4 protein-coding genes are annotated in these 22840 nt (G+C 72.5%); 3 read left to right on the plus strand and 1 reads right to left on the minus strand.

Going from position 1 to position 22840, the window contains the following annotated elements; genetic code table 11:
• Nucleotides 1-50: 50 nt before the first annotated feature.
• On the plus strand, nucleotides 51-1517 hold the full coding sequence (locus ACH34S_RS37905) for an FAD-dependent monooxygenase (RefSeq protein WP_395957734.1): 1467 nt from the start codon (nucleotides 51-53) through the stop codon (nucleotides 1515-1517).
• Nucleotides 1518-1645: 128 nt separating this feature from the next.
• Nucleotides 1646-2503, plus strand: a complete 858-nt coding sequence (mpaM, locus tag ACH34S_RS37910; protein WP_395957735.1) for a daptide-type RiPP biosynthesis methyltransferase — start codon at nucleotides 1646-1648, stop codon at nucleotides 2501-2503.
• Between the two features lie 9 nt (nucleotides 2504-2512).
• On the opposite strand, the gene ACH34S_RS37915 is transcribed toward mpaM, so the two are convergent.
• Nucleotides 2513-3019: a nuclear transport factor 2 family protein gene (locus ACH34S_RS37915; protein WP_395957736.1), complete on the minus strand. Its 507-nt coding sequence runs from the start codon at nucleotides 3017-3019 to the stop codon at nucleotides 2513-2515.
• 181 nt (nucleotides 3020-3200) lie between these two features.
• Between ACH34S_RS37915 and ACH34S_RS37920 the strand changes: the two genes are divergently transcribed.
• On the plus strand, nucleotides 3201-22772 hold the full coding sequence (locus ACH34S_RS37920) for an SDR family NAD(P)-dependent oxidoreductase (RefSeq protein ID WP_395957737.1): 19572 nt from the start codon (nucleotides 3201-3203) through the stop codon (nucleotides 22770-22772).
• The last annotated feature ends 68 nt before the right edge of the window (nucleotides 22773-22840 follow it).

Genomic DNA, 22840 nt, shown 5'->3' on the forward strand with positions numbered 1-22840 from the left:
CACGCACGTCCATCACATCGACATCGACATCGACAGAGCGGGAGAACATCATGAACGACCATGTCGTGATCGTCGGAGCGGGGCCCGGCGGGCTGATGCTGGCCTGCGAGCTGGGTCTCGCGGGCGTCCGGACGACCGTCCTGGAGAAGCGGACGGGCCGGTCGCACGAGTCGGGCGGCGGGTTGCTGCACGCGCGCTGCGTGGAGACGCTGAAGCAGCGCGGGATCGCCGACCGGTTCGGGGACTCGAACACGCCGCGCTGGGGGCGCTCGCACTTCGGCCTGATCACCATCGAGTACGACGACGAGCTGGCCGAGACCGAGTACGACATGCTCGTCCCGCAGGTCCGCACCGAGGAGGTCCTGGAGGAGCGGGCAGTGGAGCTCGGCGTGGAGGTGCTGCACGGGCAGGAGGTGACGGCCGTCGAGCAGGACGCGGACGGTGTCACCGTCCGGGTGCGGTCGGCCACGGGCGAGCGGGACGTGCGCTGCGCGTACCTGGTGGGCTGTGACGGGGTGCACAGCACGGTGGCGCGGCTCTGCGGGTTCGAGTACGAGGAGTTCGCGCCGTCCTACTACGGCATCACGGCCGACGTGAAGCAGTTCGAGGGCAACCGGGACACGTTCGTCCGGGGCCTGTACCCGAACGGGCAGCTCGGCATCCTGCCGTTGCAGGAGGGCCGGATCCGGCTGATGACGGTCGAGTTCGTCGGGGAGCCGGCGGGGCCCGAGGTGCCGGTGACGCGGGAGGAGGTCCTCGCGAGCATCCAGCGGATCACCGGTGAGGCGCCCGCGATCGAGGAGCCGAGCTGGATGGAGCGCAACGGCCATCCGACCAGGCTGGCGACCCGCTACCGGGACGGCCGCGTGCTGCTGGTGGGCGACGCCGCGCACTCGCATCCCCCGTCGTCGGGCAACGGCATGGTCACCACCGTCCACGATGCCGCGAACCTCGGCTGGAAGCTGGCGGCGCAGGTGCGGGGCCGCGCGCCGGACGGCCTGCTGGACAGCTACCAGGAGGAGCGGCAGCCGGTCGGGCGGCGTGCCTGCGTGCGGGCGAAGGCGCAGGTGGCGGCCATGTATCCGCTGGAGCACGTGGCGGCGCTCCGGGAGGTGCTGACGGGGCTGATCGAGATGAAGGAGGTGCAGCGGTACCTCGTCCAGTACGTGACGGAGGTCTCCTACGACTTCGAGTACCCGGGGCTCCCGTCCGGGGACGGCGCGCACCCGCTGATCGGCACCCGGTTCCAGGACGTGCAGGTCGCCACCCCGGACGGCTCGAAGCTGTCGACGTACGACCTGCTGGTGGACGGCCGCGGCGTGCTGCTGAACCTGACGGGGCGGCCGGGCGCCGTCCCGGAGGTCGGCGGCCAGGTGGACGTGGTGACCGTCGAGCCGACGTCCGAGCTGGACGCCCGCGCGGTGCTGGTCCGCCCGGACGGCTTCGTCGCCTGGGCCGACCGGGACGGCGACGGCGACGAGGGGCTGCGCGTGGCCGCCCGGACCTGGTTCGGGTGACTCCCCCGGCCCTGGGCGCGGCCCCTTAAGGAGGCGGTTAGGGCACCTTTATAGCACTCCGGGAGGATGGGCGTGGCAATTAAATGGAATTGCCACGCCCATCCCACTCCCGGAAAACGAGGAAGTCCATGAGCGAAAACTCCCTCCGCGTTCTCGGTACCGCGAGCCACGTCGCGCGGCTGCTCGGCGACGACGATGTCGTGCACAGCCTCTACGGCCCCGAGGGATCCCCCGTCTACCATTTCCTCACCCGCTACGACGAGGCCGACGCCGAGGCGATGCTACGCGTCGCGAAGGACCGGAAGGGCGCGCTGCTCGAATTGGCGTGCGGGTCGGGCCGGCTCACCTTCCCGTTCCTGGAGAACGGGTTCGACGCGGTCGGCCTCGACATGTCGCCGCACATGCTCGCCCTGTTCAACGAGCGGCTCACCGAGGAGAAGGAGGAGGGCAACGACTACAGCGGCCGGGTCTCGACCGTCCAGGGCGACATGACGAGCTTCGAGCTGGACCGCAAGTTCGACTTCATCACGCTCGGCGCCAACGCCATCAGCTACCTCGACGAGAAGCAGCGCGCCTCGCTGTTCGCGTCGGTGCGCGGGCACCTGGCCGAGGACGGCCGCTTCCTGATGACGCTGATCGAGTTCCCCGGCATCGAGGAGCGCGACGAGCCGTTCGAGACGCAGGCCGTCGTCGCGACGGGCGCCGACGCCGACATCCCGATGCTGCTGACGCTGCTCGACTTCGTCGACCCGGACGAGTCGCTGCGCTCCAGCAACTTCCTGGCCCAGCGGGTCGAGGACGGCACCATCGTCGACACGAAGATCTTCACCGCGCTGTCGAACATCCTGCCGGCCGCCCGGCTCCGCGCGGAGATCGAGGCGGCCGGCCTGCGGGTGCTCGCCCAGCACGAGGTCGTCAGCGAGTTCCAGATCCAGGCGTCGTTCGCGATCAAGCCCGAGATCTACCTGCTGGAGACCACCGTCTAGGGAGCCGGGTCACGCGCCGTCCGGGAGGCTCTCCATCGGGGAGCCGCCCGGGAGCGCGTTCCCGAGCTCGGAGTAGGACTCGCCGCCGTGCGTACCCCACAACCGTGTGATCGCCTCCAGCGTGCAGTAGTCGCGGAACAGCACGATCTCACCGTCCCGGACGCGCATGAGCTGGATGTAGGGGGCCTGGAACCGCTCGCCGGTCTCCAGGTCCTCGGTCTGGGACACGAACTCGGCGATCACGACCTCCGGGTCGTCGGTCTCGTAGATCGTCTCCTCCAGGTGGCCGACCAGCCGGCGCTTGCCGAGCTGGGCGTGCGCGAGCGCCGCCGAGGTGACGGCGCGGATGGTGTCCCGGCCCTCGAAGCGGCGGGGCAGGCCATCGGCGGCGAAGGGGACCTCAAGGACCCCGTCCTCGGCGAACAGGTCCGCCTGGCCGTCGGCGTCCAGGCGGCAGATGCGCTCTTGTTTGAGCAGAAAGACCTCGCGCGGCGTCCGGACGTTCTGGTCAGCCATTTTTTGGCCTCTCTCTCGCTTCTTGACTGCGGGATTCCGTTCGCAGCCGACACTTTCGCACCATGAAACACCAGTCCTATTAACGGGCACTTTCGGCGCACTAAAGCGACCTTGCAGGGACCCGGTAGCGCCTGGTATCGAAGGACGAGGATAACAGGCCTTACAGATACGAGGAATCTCGATGCACGAGCCGATCGCCATTGTTGGAATTTCCTGCCGGCTTCCCGGGGCCAATGATCCGCTGCAGTTCTGGCGGCTGCTGCGGGATGGCCGCAGCGCGATCACCGAGGCGCCGGAGGACCGCTGGCGCGATCTCGATCTGCCGCTGCGCCGCGGCGGATTCCTCGACCGGATCGACGCGTTCGACCTGGGCTTTTTCGGGATCTCCCCGCGCGAGGCCGCGGTCATGGACCCGCAGCAGCGGCTGGCGCTCGAGCTGGGCTGGGAGGCGCTGGAGGACTCCCGCATCGTCCCCGGTGAGCTGCGCGGTTCCAGCACGGCGGTGTTCGTCGGCGCCATCTGGGACGACTACGGCGCGCTGCTGCGCGGGCAGGCCGACATCACCCAGCACACGCTGACCGGCACCCAGCGCGGCATCATCGCCAACCGCGTGTCCTACACCCTCGGGCTGCACGGTCCGAGCCTGACCGTCGACACCGGGCAGAGTTCCTCGCTGGTGGCGGTGCGGCTCGCCGTGGAGAGCCTGCGCCGCGGCGAGTCGGAGCTGGCGCTCGCCGGGGGCGTGAACCTGAACATCCTCGCCGCGAGCACGCTCGGCGCGCAGCGGTTCGGCGGCCTGTCCCCGGACGGCGTCTGCTACACCTTCGACGAGCGCGCCAACGGCTACGTGCGGGGCGAGGGCGGGGCGCTGGTCGTCCTCAAGCCGCTGTCGGCCGCCCGCGCCGACGGCGACCGCGTGTACTGCACGATCCTCGGCGGCGCGGTGAACAACGACGGCGCGACCGACTCCCTCACCGTGCCCGGCCGCGAGGGGCAGGAGGAGGTGCTGCGCCGCGCCTACGCCGACGCCGGGGTGTCCCCGGCCGACGTGCGGTACGTGGAGCTGCACGGCACCGGGACGAAGGTCGGCGACCCCGTCGAGGCGGCCGCGCTCGGCGCGGTGCTCGGCGCGGGACGCCCCCGGGAGCGGGCGCTGCTGGTCGGCTCGGCCAAGACGAACGTCGGGCACCTGGAGGGCGCGGCGGGGATCGTCGGGCTGGTGAAGGCGGCGCTGAGCCTGCGGCACGGGGAGATCCCCGCGAGCCTCAACTTCGTCCGCCCGAATCCGGCGATCCCGCTGGACGAGCTGCGCCTCGCGGTGCAGACGGAGCTGACGCCCTGGCCGGAGCCGGCGCGGACCGCCCCGGCCGGGGCGTCGCCACTGCTGGCGGGTGTCTCCTCGTTCGGCATGGGCGGCACCAACTGCCATCTCGTGCTCGGCGGGCCGCCCGAGCCGCCGTCGCCCCGCACCGCCCCGGAGCCGGTCCCGGCCCCGGAGGTCGTGCCGTGGCTGCTGTCGGGACGCACCCGGAAGGCCGTCCGCGCGCAGGCCGCGAAGCTGCTGTCGTTCCTGGCCGAGCGGCCGGACCCGTCCGCCGCCGAGATCGCCGCCGCGCTCGCCACGACCCGCACCGGTTTCGAGCACCGGGCCGCCGTCGTCGGCGCGGGCCGCGACGCGCTGACCGCCGGGCTGCGCACGCTCGCCGCCGCGCCCGGCGAGGCACCCGCCGCGCCAGAGGACGTCGTCACCCGCGTAGGACGCACCACCACGGGCACCGGCCCGGCGTTCCTGTTCACCGGGCAGGGCGCGCAGCGCGCCGGGATGGGACGGGAGCTGGCCGCGCTCTTCCCGGTGTTCGCCGCCGCCCTGGACGCCGCCTGCGCCGAACTCGACCGGCACCTGCCACGGCCCGTCCGGGACGTGATGTGGGCCGAGCCCGGCACGCCCGGCGCCGCCGAACTCGACCAGACCCGCTACACGCAGGCGGCGCTGTTCGCCGTCGAGGTCGCGCTGTTCCGGCTGGTGGAGTCGTTCGGCGTCCGGCCCGCCATGGTCGCCGGGCACTCCATCGGCGAGTTCGCCGCCGCGCACGCCGCCGGTGTGCTGACGCTCGCCGACGCCGCCGCCCTCGTCGCCGCCCGCGGCTCGCTCATGCAGGAGCTGCCCGAAGGCGGCGTCATGGTCGCGATCCAGGCGTCCGCCGACGAGGTGACCGGGCTGCTGACCGGCGGCGTCGGCCTGGCCGCGGTGAACGGGCCGCGCTCGGTGGTGATCTCCGGCCCCGCCGAGGAGACCCTGGCGGTCGCCGCGGCCTTGGCGGAGCGGGGGCACCGGACCCGCCGGCTGAAGGTCAGCCACGCCTTCCACTCGGCGCTCATGGAGCCGATGCTGGACCGGTTCCGGGAGGTGGCCGAGGGCGCCGAGTTCGGCGCGCCGCGGCTGCCGGTCGTGTCGATGCTGACCGGGCGGCCCGCGGCGGACGAGCTGCGCGACCCCGGCTACTGGGTGCGGCAGATCCGCGAACCCGTCCGGTTCGCCGACTGCGTGACCGAGCTGCGCGCCGCCGGGGCGGACACGTTCCTGGAGCTGGGCCCCGGAAAGGTGCTGACCGTCCTCGCCGAGGAGAACCTGGCGGACGAGTCGTCGGCGTTCCTGCCGACCCTGCTCGACGGCGCGGAGGAGCGATCGTTCGTCGCGGCGCTCGCCGGGCTGCACGGGCAGGGCGTCGAGGTCCACTGGCGGACGCTGCTCGGCGAGGGGACCATCGACCTTCCCACCTACGCCTTCCAGCGGCGGCGCTCCTGGCCGGAGATCCCCGTGGACGGCGCTCCGGCCGGCGACGCCGCGGCGGTCCCGCCCGTCCCGCACGTTCCGCACGACGACGCGGAGGAGCCGGACGACGACGAGGACGGGCCGTACGCCCGCCGCCGCCTCGCGCTGCTGCCCGCGGCCGAGGCGCGGCAGAAGCTCGCCGACCTGATCCGCGTCGGCATCAACGCGACGCTCGGCTACAGCCCCGCCGACGTCCTCGACCTGGGCAGCACCTTCAAGGAACTCGGCTTCGACTCGCTCACCGGCGTCGAGCTGCGCAACCGGCTGCAGGCCATGAGCGGCCTCCGGCTGCCCACCACGATGATCTTCGACTGGCCGACGCCGCTCGACCTCGCCGAGCACCTCGGCCGCGATCTGACCGGCGCGCCCGACGGCCCCGCCGACCTGCCCGCGGCGCCCGCCGCGCCCGACGAGCCGATCGCGATCGTCGGCGTCGGCTGCCGCTTCCCCGGCGGGGTCCGGTCGGCCGAGGACCTGTGGCGGCTGGTCGTGGACGGCACCGACGCCGTCACCGAGTTCCCCGCCGGCCGCGGCTGGGACCTCGCGGCGCTGTCCGGCGACGCCGACCGCCCCGGCTCCAGCACCCGGCACGGCGGCTTCCTGCACGATGCCGACCGGTTCGACGCCGCGTTCTTCGGGCTGAGCCCGCGCGAGGCGACCGCCATGGACCCGCAGCAGCGGCTGCTGCTGGAGACGTCCTGGGAGGCGTTCGAGCACGCGGGCATCGACCCGTCCGGGCTGGCCCGCCGCCCGGTCGGCGTGTTCGTCGGGGCGACCGCGCACGGATACGGGCCCGAGCTGCGCGAATCGGTCGACGGCTACGACGGCTTCCGGTTCACCGGCAGCACGGTCAGCGTCGCGTCGGGCCGCGTCGCCTACACCTTCGGGTTCGAGGGGCCCGCCGTCACGATCGACACGGCCTGCTCGTCGTCCCTGGTCGCGCTGCACCTCGCCGCGCAGGCGCTCCGGACGGGCGACTGCACGATGGCGCTCGCCGGAGGCGTCACGGTGATGAGCTCACCAGGCATGTTCCTGGAGTTCAGCCGCCAGGGCGGCCTGTCCGCCGACGGACGCTGCAAGCCGTTCGCCGCCGCCGCCGACGGAACCGCCTGGGGCGAGGGCGTCGGGCTCGTCCTGATGGAGCGGCTGTCGGACGCCGAACGCCTCGGCCACCAGATCCTGGCCGTCATCAAGGGCTCGGCCATCAACCAGGACGGAGCCAGCAACGGTCTCTCCGCGCCGAACGGGCCGTCGCAGGAGCGCGTCATCGAGCAGGCCCTCGCCAACGCCCGGCTGACGGCGGACGAGGTCGACGCGGTCGAGGCGCACGGCACCGGGACTCGTCTCGGCGACCCGATCGAGGCTCAGGCCCTGCTCAACACCTACGGGCGACGCCACACCGCAGAGCAGCCGCTGCAACTGGGGTCGATCAAGTCGAACATCGGGCACACGCAGGCTGCTGCCGGTGTCGCGGGCGTCATCAAGATGGTGCAGGCGATGCGGCACGGCGTCCTGCCGAAGACGCTTCACATCGACGAGCCCTCTGCCCATGTCGACTGGGACACCGGACACGTCGCCCTTCTGGACGAGGCACGGGCGTGGCCCGAGACCGACCGCCCGCGCCGGGCGGCGGTGTCGTCGTTCGGGATCAGCGGCACCAACGCGCACCTGATCCTGGAAGCGGCACCCGAGACGTCCGTCGAAACCGCCGCTGCCGAAGAGGACCCGGCCCCGGTCGTCGCGCTCCCGCTGTCGGCCAAGGACCCGAAGGCGCTCCGCGCGACCGCGGCGCTGCTCAGCGAGCACATCGCGGAGCACCCTGAACTCACTCCGGCCGACCTCGCCGCTCCCCTCGCCGGACGCACGTTCCTCAGCCACCGCGCCGTGATCGTCACCGGACGAGGCGACCGCGAGGAGACCACGACAGCCCTTCAAGCACTCGCGGACGGGCAGCCGCACCCCGCCCTGATCACCGGCCCCGACACCCTGCCCACCACCAACGGCACCGTGTTCGTCTTCCCCGGCCAAGGCTCCCAATGGGCCGGGATGGGCGTGCAACTCCTCACCGAGTCACCCGCCTTCGCCCAAGCCATCGACGAATGCGCACAGGCGTTGCAGCCCCACACCGGCTGGAACCTGCTCGACGTCCTGCACGCCGATGAGCCGCCCGCGGCGACCGAGGTCATCCAGCCCACCCTGTTCGCGCTCATGGTCTCGCTGGCCCGGCTCTGGCAACACCACCACATCCACCCCGACGCCGTCATCGGCCACAGCCAAGGCGAAATCGCCGCCGCCCACATCGCCGGCGCCCTCACCCTCGACCACGCCGCCCACATCGTCACCACCCGCGCCCAAGCCCTCACCACCCTCGCCGACACCGGCCGCATGATCTCCCTCCCCACCACCATGGAGAAGGCCCAAACCCTCATCAGCGACCTCGGACACGACGACCTGCACATCGCCGCACTCAACGGCCCCCAACACACCATCATCGCCGGAGCCACCAGCCAGGCCGAAGCACTCGTCGCGCACTGCACAGGCCACGGGATCGACGCGCGGATCATCCCCGTCGACTACGCCTCCCACACCCCGCACATGCACGCGATCCGCGAGGAGCTTCTCGAAAGCCTGTCCGGGATCACACCCCAGAACGGCGACGTCCCCTTCTACTCCACCCTCACCGGGCAGCTCATCACCGACACCACCACCCTGAACGCCACCTACTGGTACGACAACCTCGCCAACCCCGTCCAATTCCACCCCACCCTCACCCAACTGATCCCGAATCATTCCGCCTTCATCGAAACCAGCCCCCACCCCATCCTCGCCCCAGCCATCCACGCCGCCATCACGGCACCCGCCACCGCACACCCCACCCTGCGACGCGACCACGGCGGATACCGCCAATTCCTCACCTCACTGGCCGCACACCACACCCACGCCGCCAAACCCACCTGGCACGTCGAGGCCAAGCGACCCGACCTTCCGCTGCCCGCATACCCGTTCCAGCGTGAGCGGTACTGGCTGAATCCTGCTCCGGCGGCGAAGGACGCGGCCGGGCTCGGGCTGAGTGCGGCCGAGCATCCGCTTCTCGCCACCACCACGGCGTTGCCCGACGGGAGCTGGCAGGCCACCGGGCTCCTCTCCCTGGACACGCAGCCCTGGCTCGCCGACCACGCCGTCCACGGAACCCCGCTCCTGCCCGGCACCGCCTTCCTCGACCTCGCACTCCACGCCGCCCACGCCCTCAACACACCCACCCTCGAAGAACTCACCCTCCACACACCCCTCACCATCGACGCCCCACGCGACCTCCACATCAACGTCACCGCACCCGATGACCAGGGTGTTCGCGAGATCAGCGTGCATTCGCGTCCGCACGAGAGCGACGGCGACTGGATTCTGCACGCGAGCGGTGCCCTGTCCCCGGCGGAGCGGAGCGTCCCGGACGACGACGCCGCCTGGCCTCCGGAGGGAACGGCGCCCACCGACCTTGGCGGCGTCTACGCGGCGCTGTCCGAGCGCGGATACGAGTACGGCCCGGCGTTCCAGAACCTCCGCGAGATGAGCGAGCAGGACGCGGCGACGCTGCACGCCCGCGTCCAGCTCGACCCCGAGACCCCGGTCACCGGCTACGGCGTTCACCCTGCGCTCCTGGACGCGACGCTCCACGCGCTGCTTTCGGCGACCGTCCTGCGGGAGGACGGCCCGGTGAGCCTGCCGTTCTCGTGGTCGGGTGTCCAGGTGCACGCGATCGAGGCGGACACGCTGCACGTCCGGTTGTCGACGCTGCGGCCCGGCACGATCGCGTTGCACGCCGCCGACCCGGCGGGACGGCCCGTCCTCACCGTCGAGGAGCTCACGCTCCGGCCGCTGAGCACCGATCTCGCGGCCGCGGCGGCGCCCGCCCGCGCCGCCGGCGACGACCTGTTCCTGCTGGAGTGGCATCCCGCCGAGACGACCGCGGAGGCCGGGACACCGGTCTTCGTCGGCGATGCCGAGCACGGCTACGGGACGCTGGCGGAGCTGAGCGCGGCGGTCGAGGCGGGGACGCTCCCGGCCCCCGCCGACGTGGTGGCGCTGCCCGGCCTGTTCGCGGCGCCCGGCAACGACGACCGCACTGGTCCCGACGCCGTCGAGGCGGTCTCGGCCACGGCGCTCGGCCTCGTCCAGGAATGGCTGGACGCACCGCACCTGCACACCGGCACCCTCACGGTCTGCACCCGGCGCGCGCACGCGATGTCCGGCGACGACCACGAGCTGAACCTGGCGCACGGCGCGGTGTGGGGGCTGATCCGCACCGCGCAGAACGAGCATCCGGGCCAGTTCCACCTTCTCGACTGCACGTCGTCCGACATCGCCGGGATCTCCGCTGCCGTCGCCGCCGCGCACGCCCTCCGCGAGCCGCAGCTCGCGGTGCGCGGCGACCGCGTGTACCGGCCGAGGCTGGCACGGGCGGGGGCGCGAGGGCCGCTCCCGGCCGCGCCGGCCGCGTGGCGGCTGGACACCTCCGCCCGGACCGGCAGCCTGGACGATCTCGTCGTCGTCCCGTCCGATGCGCGGGACGTCGCGCTGCTCCCGCACCAGGTGCGGGTCGCGGTGCGCGCGGCGGGTGTCAACTTCCGGGACGTCTTCGTGACGCTCGCCATGCGCGAGGGCGAGACCGGCCTCGGGCTGGAGGGCGCGGGCGTCGTGCTGGAGGTCGGGTCCGACGTCACCGGGCTCGCGCCCGGCGACCGGGTGACCGGCCTGTTCGAGCACGCCTTCGGGCCGGTCGCGGTCGCCGACCGCAGGCATCTGGCGCGGCTGCCCGACGGGTGGACGTTCGAGCAGGGCGCGGCCGTCCCGATCGTGTTCCTCACCGCCTACCACGGTCTGGTGAACATCGCCGGGCTGCGTCCCGGGCAGTCGGTGCTCGTGCACGCGGCGGCGGGCGGTGTCGGGATGGCTGCCGTGCAGCTCGCCCGGCACCTCGGGGCCGAGGTGTACGGGACGGCGAGCGCCGGCAAACGCGACGCCGTGCGGGAGCTCGGGCTGGACGAAGCGCACACGTCCGACTCGCGCAGCCTCGTCTTCGAACCTGAGTTCCGGGAGGCGACCGGCGGCGCCGGGTTCGACGTCGTGCTGAACTCGCTCGCCCACGAGTTCGCCGACGCGTCCCTGCGGCTGCTGCCGCGCGGCGGCCACTTCGTCGAGATCGGCAAGACCGACATCAGGGACGCCGCCACCGTCGCCGCCGACCATCCCGGTGTCGTCTACGAGGCGTTCGACCTGCTGGCCGTGCCGCCCGAGCACGTCCAGGAAATGCTCGGCGCGCTGATGGAGCTGTTCGCCGAAGGTGCCCTGCGGCCGCTGCCGGTGCGCTGCTGGAACCTGCTCGACGCCCGTGAAGCGCTGCGCCATCTGCGCGAGGGCGCCAACATCGGCAAGATCGTGCTGACCCCGCCGCGGCCGCTCGACCCGGACGGGACGGTCCTGATCACCGGCGGCACCGGCACGCTCGGCGGGCTGGTGGCCGAGCACCTGGTCACCGAGCACGGAGCCCGGCGGCTGCTGCTCACCAGCCGCCGCGGGCCGGACGGGCCGGGCGCCGCCGAACTCGCGGCCGGCCTGGAAGCGCTCGGCGCGCACGTCACCGTGGCGGCCTGCGACGTCGCCGATCCCGCCGCCCTGGGCGCCCTGCTGTCGGACGTGCCGGACGCGCATCCCCTCACGGCCGTCGTGCACGCCGCCGGGGTGCTGCGGGACGCGCCCGTGACCGGGCTGACCGGCGAGCACCTCGCCGAGGTGCTGCGTCCCAAGGTGCACGCCGCGTGGAACCTGCACGAGCAGACCCGCGACCTGGACCTGGCCGCGTTCGTGCTGTTCTCCTCGGCCGTCGGCGTCCTCGGCAACCCCGGACAGGCGAACTACGCCGCCGCCAACGCCTACCTCGACGTCCTCGCCCACGAGCGGCACCGGCACGGGCTGGCCGCCGCGTCGGTGTCGTGGGGCCTGTGGGAGCACAGCAGCGGCATGACCGGCGAGCTGACCGACGCGGATCTCGCCAGGCTGCGGCGCGCCGGCCTCACCCCGCTGAGCGACGAGCACGCGCTGGCGCTGCTGGACACCGCCGTCCAGTTCGGCCGCCCGCACCTTGTCGCGACGCCGCTGCCGGCGGCGACCACCGCGCACCACCCGTCGCCGCTGCTGCGCGATCTGGCCCCGGCCGCCGCGCAGCGCCGCACCGCCGCCTCCGGCACCGCGGCCACCGAGGTGACCTGGGCGGAGTCGATCGCCGCGCTGCCCGCCGACGACCGGTACGCGCGGGTCCTGGGCGAGGTCCGCGCGCAGGTCGGCGTCGTGCTCGGGCACGCCGACCCGAGCGGGCTGGACGACCGGCGCGCGTTCAAGGAGCTGGGCTTCGACTCGCTGACCGCCGTGGAACTGCGCAACCGGCTGAACTCGCTCACCGGTATGCGGCTGCCGACGACGCTGGTCTTCGACCGTCCGACGGTCCACGCGATCACCGGCTTCCTGATCGAGGAGGCCGTGGGCGACGACGCCCCGGCACCGGTCGCCGTCGCGACCACCCGCGTCGACGAGGCCGATCCCATCGTGATCGTCGCGATGGGCTGCCGCTTCCCCGGCGGCGCCGACACGCCGGACGCGCTGTGGCGGCTCGTCCGCGACCAGGTCGACGCGATCGGCCCGTTCCCCGACGACCGCGGCTGGAGCGGCGGCCTGTACGACCCCGACCCCGACCGTCCCGGCACGTCCTACGCCCGTTCGGGCGGCTTCCTGTACGAGGCGGGCGACTTCGACGCCGAGTTCTTCGGCATCAGCCCGCGCGAGGCCCTCGCCATGGACCCGCAGCAGCGGCTGCTGCTGGAGACGTCCTGGGAGACGATGGAGAACGCCGGGATCGACCCGTCGACGCTGCGCGGCGGCCCCGTGGGGGTGTTCGTCGGCGCGGTCTCCCAGGACTACGGGCCGCGGATGCACCAGGGCCCGAAGGACGTCGGCGGCTACCTGCTCACCGGCAACATCAGCAGCGCCATCTCCGGCCGGGTCTCCTACACCTACGGCTTCGAAGGCCCGGCGGTGACGGTGGACACGGCGTGCTCGTCGTCCCTCGTCGCGATCCACCTGGCGGCGCAGGCGCTGCGCTCGGGCGAATGCGACCTGGCGCTCGCCGGTGGCGTGACGGTGATGAGCTCACCCGGCATGTTCCTGGAGTTCAGCCGCCAGCGCGGCCTCGCGGCCGACGGACGCTGCAAGCCGTTCGCCGCCGCCGCCGACGGGACGGGCTTCGCCGAAGGCGCGGGCGTGCTGCTGCTGGAGCGGCTGTCGGACGCCGAACGTCTCGGCCACCGCGTCCTCGCCTTCGTCAAGGGTTCGGCCGTCAACCAGGACGGTGCGAGCAACGGGCTGTCCGCGCCGAACGGGCCGTCGCAGGAGCGGGTGATCGAGCAGGCGCTCGCCAACGCCGGGCTGTCGGCCGGGCAGGTGGACGTGGTCGAAGCGCACGGGACGGGCACCAGCCTCGGCGACCCGATCGAAGCGCAGGCTCTGCTCAACACGTACGGGCAGCACCACACCGCCGAGCAGCCTCTGCACCTGGGATCGATCAAGTCGAACATCGGGCACACGCAGGCCGCCGCCGGCGTGGCGGGCGTCATCAAGATGGTCCAGGCGATGCGGCACGGGACCCTTCCGGCGTCCCTGCACCTGGACGAGCCGTCGCCGCACGTCGACTGGGAGACCGGACATGTGACCCCGCTCGCCGACAGCACCCCGTGGCCCGAGACGGGGCAGCCGCGCCGTGCGGCGGTGTCGTCGTTCGGGATCAGCGGCACCAACGCACATCTCATCCTGGAAGCAGCGCCCGAGACGCCGGTCGAGGACGTCCCCGGGCCGGACGCCGATCCTGTGGTCGCCGTGCCGCTGTCGGCGAAGACCGCTCAGGCGTTGCAGGACGCCGCCGTCCGGCTGGGCGACCATCTCGCTGATCGTCCGGAGACCACTCCGGCCGAGTTGGCGGGGCCGCTCGCACAACGGACCTTCTTCGACCACCGCGCCGTCATCGTCACCGCACACGACGACACGACCACTCTCGCCCACGCCCTCACCGCCCTGGCTTCCGACGAGCCACATCCGTCGTTGGTCACTGGCACCGTCCAGGGCAATGGCGGTGGTGTGGTGTTCATGTTCAGCGGGCAGGGCAGCCAGTACGTGGGCATGGGCCACGAGCTCTACACCACCTCACCCATCTACGCCCAGGCCTTCGACGCCGTCTGCGAAGCCGTCGACCCGCACCTGGACCAGCCCCTCAAGGACGTCGTGTTCGGCGACAACGCCGAGCTGCTGAACAACACCCGCTACGCCCAACCCGCACTGTTCGCGGTCCAAACCGCCCTCTACCGGCTGCTGGAACACCACGGCGTCACCCCCGATCACCTGATCGGGCACTCCATCGGCGAACTGACCGCCGCCCACCTGGCCGGGCTATGGACTCTGTCCGACACCGCCGCCCTCATCACCACCCGCGCCCGCCTCATGGCCAACCTCCCCACCGGCGGCGCCATGCTCACCGTCCAAACCGGCGAGGAAGCCCTGCACCCGGTTGTGGAAGGACACGACAGCGTCGCGATCGCCGCAGCCAACTCACCGACCTCCACCGTCCTGTCCGGAGATCGCGAAGCTCTGGAACAGATCACCGCCCAGCTCGATGATCAGGGAATCAAGTACCAGTGGCTGAAGGTCAGCCACGCCTTCCACTCACCACTCATGGACCCGATCCTGGCGGAATTCCGCGAGGTCGCGGCCGGGCTGACCTATCACCCGACCACCATCCCGATCATCTCCAACCGCACCGCGTCCACCGCCACCCCCCAGCAGCTCAACGACCCCGACTACTGGACCGGACACATCCGCGACACCGTCCGCTTCCACGACGGGCTCACCCATCTCGACCAGACCCAGAACCCTGCCCTCTACCTCGAAATCGGGCCCCGGCCCACCCTCACCACGCTCGCCCACCAAACCCTCCCGGCCGGGCCCGCCATCCAGCCCACACTCCACCACCAGCAATCCGACACCACCGCCTTCCACACGGCGCTGGCCCGGGTGACCGTCCGTGTTCAGGCGGGGCTGCGTACGCCCTCGGGGCCGGTGCCGGAGACGCCGCCGCCGACGTACCCGTTCCAGCACCGGCGGTTCTGGCTTTCCAGCACGTCCGGAGAGGCAGCGGACGTCGCGAACCTCGGCCTGGACGAGGCGGAGCACCCGCTGCTGGCCACCACGACCGCACTCCCCGATGGCGGCTGGCAGGCAACGGCCCGGCTCTCGCTCGAAACGCAACCGTGGCTCGCCGACCACGCCGTCCACGGGACCCCGCTCCTGCCCGGAACCGCGTTCGTCGACCTGGCGCTGCACGCGGCGCAGGCCGTCCAGTGCGCGTCGCTCGAAGAGCTCACGCTGCAGGCGCCGCTGTTCCTCGCTCCCGGCCGGCCGCGCGACCTGCACGTCAGCGTCACGTCTCCGGACGGGGCGGGCCGCCGCAGGATCAGCATGCACGCGCGTACGGACGACGCGGATCAATGGACGGAGCACGCCACCGGTGTCCTCGTCCCGGCCGGGGATCTTCCGGACGCGCCCGTGACGGAGCCGCCGTCCGGTGCCGAGCCCGCCGATCTCACCGGCGTCTACGAGCAGCTGGCCGTGCACGGCTACGACTACGGGCCCGCGTTCCAGAACCTGCACGACCTGCACCGCGACGGGTCCACCTTCTACGGCCGGGTGCGGCTGTCGCCCGACCTGGCCGCCTCTGGCTACGGCGTCCACCCCGCTCTTCTGGACGCCGCGCTGCACCCGCTCGCGATCCAGGGCATGGCCGACGGGGAGACGCCGCTGCCCTTCTCCTGGCGTGATGTCCGGGTGGCTCCGGTGGAGGCCACCGAGTTGCTCGTCCGCATCGCGGTGAACGAGCCGGGGTCGGTCGAGGTGGTCGTCACCGACCTGTTCGGGGAACCGGTGGTGTCCGTCGGCGGGCTGGCGATGCGCACCGTGTCCGCGGAGGAGTTCCGCCGCGCCTTCACCGAGCGGCACGACGGCTCGCTGTACCGCCTCGAATGGGTGCCGGTTCAGGTCGCGGGCGGCGACGCCCCGGAGGCGGCCGCCGACGTGCTGGACGTCCCGTCCGGCGAGGCGGCGGCCCTCGCCGTTACCGAACACGTCCTCGAATCCGTTCAGCGGTGGGTCGCGGAGGACCATCCCGCGGAAGCCCGCCTGGTGGTCGTCACCCACGGCGCCGCAGGGCCCGGAGCCGGTGACCTCGCGCAGGCGCCTGTCTGGGGGCTCGTCCGCGCGGCCCAGGCCGAGCACCCGGACCGGATCGTCCTGCTCGACGTCGGCGGCGAGCAGGCGACCGTCGAGGTCATCGCCGCCGCCCTCGCGACCGGACGGCCCCTGCTCGCCCGCCGCGACGGCGCCTTCGTCGCGCCGCGCCTGGTGGCGGCCTCCTCCACGCCTCGGGACCGCCACTCCACCGAGGGAACCGTGCTGATCACCGGAGGCACCGGAACTCTCGGCGCCCTGGTCGCCGAACACCTCATCACCCGGCACGGCGCCACGCATCTGCTCCTCGCCGGCAGGCGAGGGCTCGACGCCCCGGGGGCGGCCGAACTCCAGGAACACCTGGAGAGCCTGGGCGCCCAGGTCACCATCGCGGCCTGCGACGCCGCCGATCCGGACGCGCTCGCCGAACTGCTGTCCGGTATTCCGGACGAGCGGCCCCTCAGAACCGTCGTTCACGCGGCCGGAGTCCTGGACGACGCACCCCTGGAGAACCAGACACCCGAACGGCTGGCCACCGTGTTCCGTCCCAAGGTCGACGCCGCCTGGAACCTGCACCAGCAGACCCGCGACCTCGACCTGGAGCTGGACGCGTTCATCCTGTTCTCCTCGGCCGTCGGCGTGCTCGGCAACGCCGGCCAGGCCAACTACGCCGCCGCGAACGCCTACCTCGACGCCCTCGCCGTCCACCGGCAGGACGCGGGCCTGCCCGCGACCTCGATCGCCTGGGGACTGTGGGCCCACGCCAGCGCCATGACCAGCGCACTCACCGCGACGGACCACGCGCGGCTACGCCGATCCGGCATCACCCCACTCACCGACGAGCAAGGCCTCGCACTCCTGGACGCCGCGCTCGGCTCCGCCGAAGCCCACCTCGTCGCCGCTCCGATCGACCTGACCGCGCCGCTCGTCGCCCCCCTGACGGACGGGCCGTCCCGGCCGCGAGGCCGCCGGGCGACCGGTCAGGGCACGGGACTCGCGCGCCGCATCGCGGGGCTCCCCGAGGCGGAGCAGACGCGCCTGCTGGCCGAGCTTCTCCGCACCCACATCGTCGCGGTCCTCGGACTCGACGCGGACGCCACCCCCGACCTCGACGTCCCCTTCCAGGACCTCGGTTTCGACTCCCTCGCCGCCGTCGAGCTGCGCAACTCGCTCGGCAAGTCGACCGGCCTGCGGCTCACGACGACGCTCGTCTTCGACCATCCGTCCCCCAACGCGCTGATCGCCCACCTGAAGGACGAGCTGACGGGCGCCGAGCGCACCGCCACCGCCGCGCGCCCGGCACGGACCGCCTCCGACGAGCCGATCGCGATCGTCGGCATGGCCTGCCGCTATCCCGGCGGCGTCCGCTCCCCGCGCGACCTGTGGCGGCTCGTGGCCTCCGGAACGGACGCGGTCGGCGAGTTCCCCACGGACCGTGGCTGGGACGACGACCTGTTCGATCCGGACCCGGAACGGACCGGGAAGTCCTACGTCCGGCACGGCGGCTTCCTGTACGACGCCGGTGACTTCGACCCCGCCTTCTTCGGCATCAGCCCGCGCGAGGCCCTCGCCATGGACCCGCAGCACCGGCTCCTGCTGGAGACGTCCTGGGAGACGCTGGAAAGCGCCGCGATCGACCCGGCCGCCCTGCGCGGCCGCCAGATCGGCGTCTTCACGGGCGTCATGTACGACGACTACGGATCACGGGTCGCCCGCTCGTCCGGCGGCCTGGAGGGTTACCTGGTCAGCGGGAGTGCGGGGAGCATCGCGTCCGGACGGGTCGCCTACACCTTCGGCTTCCAGGGTCCGGCGGTGACGGTCGACACGGCGTGCTCGTCGTCGCTGGTGGCGATGCACCTGGCGGCGCAGGCGCTGCGTTCGGGCGAATGCGAAATGGCGCTGGCCGGAGGCGTCACCGTGATGGCGACACCTTCGGTGTTCCTGGAGTTCAGCCGTCAGCGCGGGCTGTCGCCGGACGGCCGGTGCAAGTCATTCTCCGACTCAGCCGACGGAACCGGCTGGGGCGAAGGCATCGGCGTACTGCTGCTGGAACGCCTCTCCGACGCCCAGCGCAACGGCCACCAGATCCTCGCCGTCGTCAAGGGCTCGGCGATCAACCAGGACGGTGCGAGCAACGGCCTGTCGGCACCCAACGGGCCGTCGCAGGAGCGCGTGATCGAGCAGGCGCTCGCCAACGCCGGTCTCACCGCCGACCAGGTCGACGCGGTTGAGGCCCACGGCACCGGCACGACGCTGGGCGACCCGATCGAAGCCCAGGCTCTGCTCAACACCTACGGGCAACACCACACTGCGGAACGGCCCTTGCACCTCGGCTCGATCAAGTCGAACCTGGGGCACACGCAGGCGGCTGCCGGAGTCGCGGGCGTCATCAAGATGGTCCAGGCGATGCGGCACGGGACGCTTCCGGCGTCCCTGCACATCGACCAGCCTTCAGCTCATGTCGACTGGGATTCCGGGCACGTCGCCCTCCTGGACCAGGCGCGGCCGTGGCCGCAGACGGGGCGCCCGCGCCGGGCGGCGGTGTCGTCGTTCGGGATCAGCGGCACCAACGCCCACCTGATCCTGGAAGCCGTGCCCGAGACGCCCGTCCAGCAGGACGCTGCCGAGCCGCCGGCTGGTCCGCTGGTCACCGTCCCGCTATCGGCCAAGACCCCCCAAGCCCTGCGCGACGCCGCCACACGGCTCAACGACCACCTCACCGAACACCCCGACATCGCTCCAGCCGAACTGGCCGGACCGCTCGCCCAACGAGCACTGTTCGACCACCGAGCCGTCATCCTCACCACACCCCACGACCGAGACGAACTCAGCCACGCCCTCACAGCACTGGCAGCCGACCAGCCCCACCCATCGCTGATCACCAACACCGCCCACGACAACAACGGCGACGTGGTGTTCATGTTCAGCGGCCAGGGCAGCCAGCACGTGGGCATGGGCCACGAGCTCTACACCACCTCACCCATCTACGCCCAGGCCTTCGACGCCGTCTGCGAAGCCGTCGACCCGCACCTGGACCGACCGCTTGCTGACGTGGTGTTCGGCGACGACACCGACCTGCTCAACAACACCCGCTACGCCCAGCCCGCACTGTTCGCAGTCCAAACCGCGCTGTACCGGTTGCTGGAACATCACGGTGTCACCCCCGACCACCTGATCGGGCACTCCATCGGCGAACTCACCGCCGCCCACCTGGCCGGGCTGTGGACTCTGTCCGACACCGCCGCCCTCATCACCACCCGCGCCCGCCTCATGGCCAACCTCCCCACCGGCGGCGCCATGCTCACCACCCACACCACCCAGGACACCCTGCAACCCCTCCTCGAAGGACACGACAGCGTCACGATCGCCGCAGCCAACTCACCAACCTCCACCGTCCTGTCCGGAGACCGCACCGCCCTCGAAGAGATCACCACCCAGCTCGATGAGCAGGGAATCAAGTACCAGTGGCTGAAGGTCAGCCACGCCTTCCACTCACCCCTGATGGACCCGATCCTGGCGGAATTCCGCGAAGCCGCGGCCGGGCTCACGTATCACCCAACCACCATCCCGATCATCTCCAACCGCACCGCAACCACCGCCACCCCCGGACAACTCAACGACCCCGACTACTGGACCGGACACATCCGCGAGACCGTTCGGTTCCAGGACGGGTTGAGCCATCTCGACGAAGTCCACCACCCCGCCCTCTACCTCGAAATCGGACCCCGGCCCACCCTCACCACACTCGCCCACCAAACCCTCCCGGCCGGGCCCGCCATCCAGCCCACGCTCCACCACCAGAAGACCGACACCACCGCCTTCTACACCGCGCTCGCGCACGCACTGGGGCCCGTTGACTGGAAGCCGGCCGGGAAGCAGCTCGACGAGCCGCTGCCGACCTACCCCTTCCAGCACCGCCGGTTGTGGCTGACCGGGGAGGCGGAGACCGGGACCGCGTCCGGTCTGGGGCTGACGGCATCCGAGCATCCGCTGCTCGGTGCGGCCGTGGAGCTTCCCGATGACAGCGTCGTGTTCACGGCGCGGCTCTCGTCCGGCGCCCATCCGTGGCTGCTCGACCACGCCGTCCACGGGACCCCGCTCCTTCCCGCCGCGGCCTTCGCCGATCTGGCGTTGCACGCGGGGCGGCTCACCGGGCATCCCCGCGTCGCGGAGCTGACGTTCGAGGCGCCGCTGGTGCTCTCCTCGGACGAGGCGCGCGACCTCCAGGTGACGGTGGCCGCGCCAGGTGAGGATGGGGATCGGGCGCTCACCGTCCGCTCCCGCCGGCACGGCGACCAGGAAGGCTGGACACGGCACGCGACCGGTGTCCTCACCGCCGCCGGATCCGAAGCCGAGCCCGTCTCTCCGATGCCTTCCGGCGCGACGGCCCTCGACGTCTCGGACGCCTACGCCACGCTCGCGGCACGCGGCTACGACTACGGACCGGCCTTCCAGAACCTGCGCGAGCTGCGGGAGCACGGCGCCACGCGCTATGCCCGCGTCCGGCTCGACGCCGATGCCGAGGCCGAGACCGGAGCCGGGACGGCCGGTGCCGGCTTCGGGCTGCATCCGGCGCTGCTCGACGCCGTCCTGCACCCGCTGGCGCTGGACGACGCGGCCGAGCCGGGAGGCCTGACCGTCCCGTACTCCATGTCGGGCATCGAGCTGCACGCCACGGGCGCGACCGACGTCCAGGCGGCGATCGAGCGGACGGGCGAGGACACCTTCGCCATCGCGCTGCGCGACCCGGATGGCGAGACGGTGGCGACTGTCGCGGCGCTGACGGTCCGCCCGCTGCGCCCCGAGGCATTGGCCGTCGCGTCGCGCACCGCCTCGGACGTCCTCTACGCGCAGGAATGGGTCGCGGCCACCACCGCGACGCCCGTCGCGGACGCTCTCCCGCCAGGCACGGTCCTGCTGAACGTCCCCGACGCCACCTCCGAGACCCCGGACGTCGTCAGGGCGACGGCGACGCAAGTCCTCAACGACCTGCGCGCCTGGCTCACCGGCGACCAGGATCCCGAGGCCCGGCTCGTCGTCGTGACCTCCGGGGCCGTCGCGGCGGAGGCTCCCCGGCTCGGGCACGCGTCGCTGTGGGGGCTGGTCCGTTCAGCGCAGGCCGAGCATCCGGACCGGATCGTCCTGGTGGACACCGACCGCGATCCCGCCTCCGAGCGGGCGCTGGCCGGAGCGCTCGCGTCCGGGGAGCCGCAGCTCGCCCTCCGCGAGGGACGCGTCCTGGTTCCCCGGCTCGCGCCCGTGCCCGCCGCGGACGTGGCGCGCGGCCCGGCGGTCTCCGGCGGCACCGTGCTGATCACCGGCGGCACCGGAACCCTCGGGGCCCTGGTCGCGGAACACCTCGTCACCGGCCACGGCGCCACCGACCTCCTGCTCACCGGCAGGCGGGGTCCTGACGCCCCCGGCGCCCGGGAACTCCAGCAGCACCTCGAAGGGCTGGGCGCGAACGTCACCATCGCCGCCTGCGACGCCGCCGACCCCGGCGAGCTCGCGCGGCTCCTCGCCGCCATCCCGGAGGACCGTCCCCTCAAGACCGTCGTCCACGCCGCGGGCGTCCTGCGGGACGCGCTCCTGGAGAACCAGACGCCCGAGCACCTGGACGCGGTGTTCCGTCCCAAGGTCGACGCCGCCTGGAACCTGCACGAGCAGACCAAGGACCTGGACCTGGACGCGTTCGTGCTGTTCTCCTCTGCCAGCGGCGTGCTCGGCACTCCGGGCCAGGCCAACTACGCGGCCGCCAACACCTATCTCGACGCCCTGGCCACCCATCGCCGCCACGCGGGTCTGCCCGCGACCTCCATCGCCTGGGGGCTGTGGGAGCAGGCGGGAATGGGCGAGTCCCTGTCCGAGGCCGACCGGGCACGGCTCGCGCGAACCGGCGTCCACCCGCTCACCACGGAGCAGGGCCTGGCGCTGTTCGACGCGACGCTGGCCACCGACCGGGCGGAACTGGTCGCCATCGCCGTGAGCAAGGCGGGTGCCGCAGGCAGCGTCCCGGCCGTCATGCGCGGGCTGTTCCCGTCCCGCCGGACCGCACCGCGCAAGGCGGACGCGGCGGGCGACGCGCGGTGGCCCGAGCGGCTCAGCGGGCGCTCTCCCGAGGACCGGCCGAAGGTGCTCGGGGACCTCATCGCGGGGATGGTGGCCGAGGTGCTGGCGCACGACAGCGCGTCCGCCGTCGTGCCCGACCGCGGCCTGTTCGACCAGGGGCTGGACTCGCTGATGGCGCTCGACCTGCACCAGCGCCTGTCCCGGGCGACCGGGCTGCGGCTGCCGAAGACGCTCCTGTTCGACTACCCCACGCCCCGCGAGCTGGGCGACTTCCTCCACGAGCGGCTGACCAAGAACGACGGCGCGGGCGCGGCGAACAGCGGCGGGGGCGATCCGCTGGCCGCCCTCGCCGGGCTGGAGGCCGCGCTCGCCGCCGCGTCCGAGGACGGAGACGTCCGGACCACCGCGGTACGCCGCCTGCGCGACCTGCTGGCGCGGATCGACGGCACGCCGGCCGACGCCCCGGCGGACGAGCCGTTCTCCGCCGCGAGCGACGAGGAGATGTTCGCCTTCCTCGACAACGACGGGTCCTGAAGGAGATGAGCACGGGAAAGGCCGTGGGCCCTGGGATCTCCCAGGGCCCCCGGCCATCCGGGGAACCG

Source organism: Actinomadura sp. 3N508, assembly GCF_044326375.1.
Lineage (GTDB): Bacteria > Actinomycetota > Actinomycetes > Streptosporangiales > Streptosporangiaceae > Spirillospora.

What these genes read in the sequence shown, in the direction of transcription:
- ACH34S_RS37920 (WP_395957737.1), top strand. Translation starts at nt 3,201, where the DNA reads ATGCACGAGCCGATCGCCATTGTTGGAATTTCCTGCCGGCTTCCCGGG.
- mpaM (WP_395957735.1), top strand. Translation starts at nt 1,646, where the DNA reads ATGAGCGAAAACTCCCTCCGCGTTCTCGGTACCGCGAGCCACGTCGCG.
- ACH34S_RS37905 (WP_395957734.1), top strand. Translation starts at nt 51, where the DNA reads ATGAACGACCATGTCGTGATCGTCGGAGCGGGGCCCGGCGGGCTGATG.
- ACH34S_RS37915 (WP_395957736.1), bottom strand. Translation starts at nt 3,019, where the DNA reads ATGGCTGACCAGAACGTCCGGACGCCGCGCGAGGTCTTTCTGCTCAAA.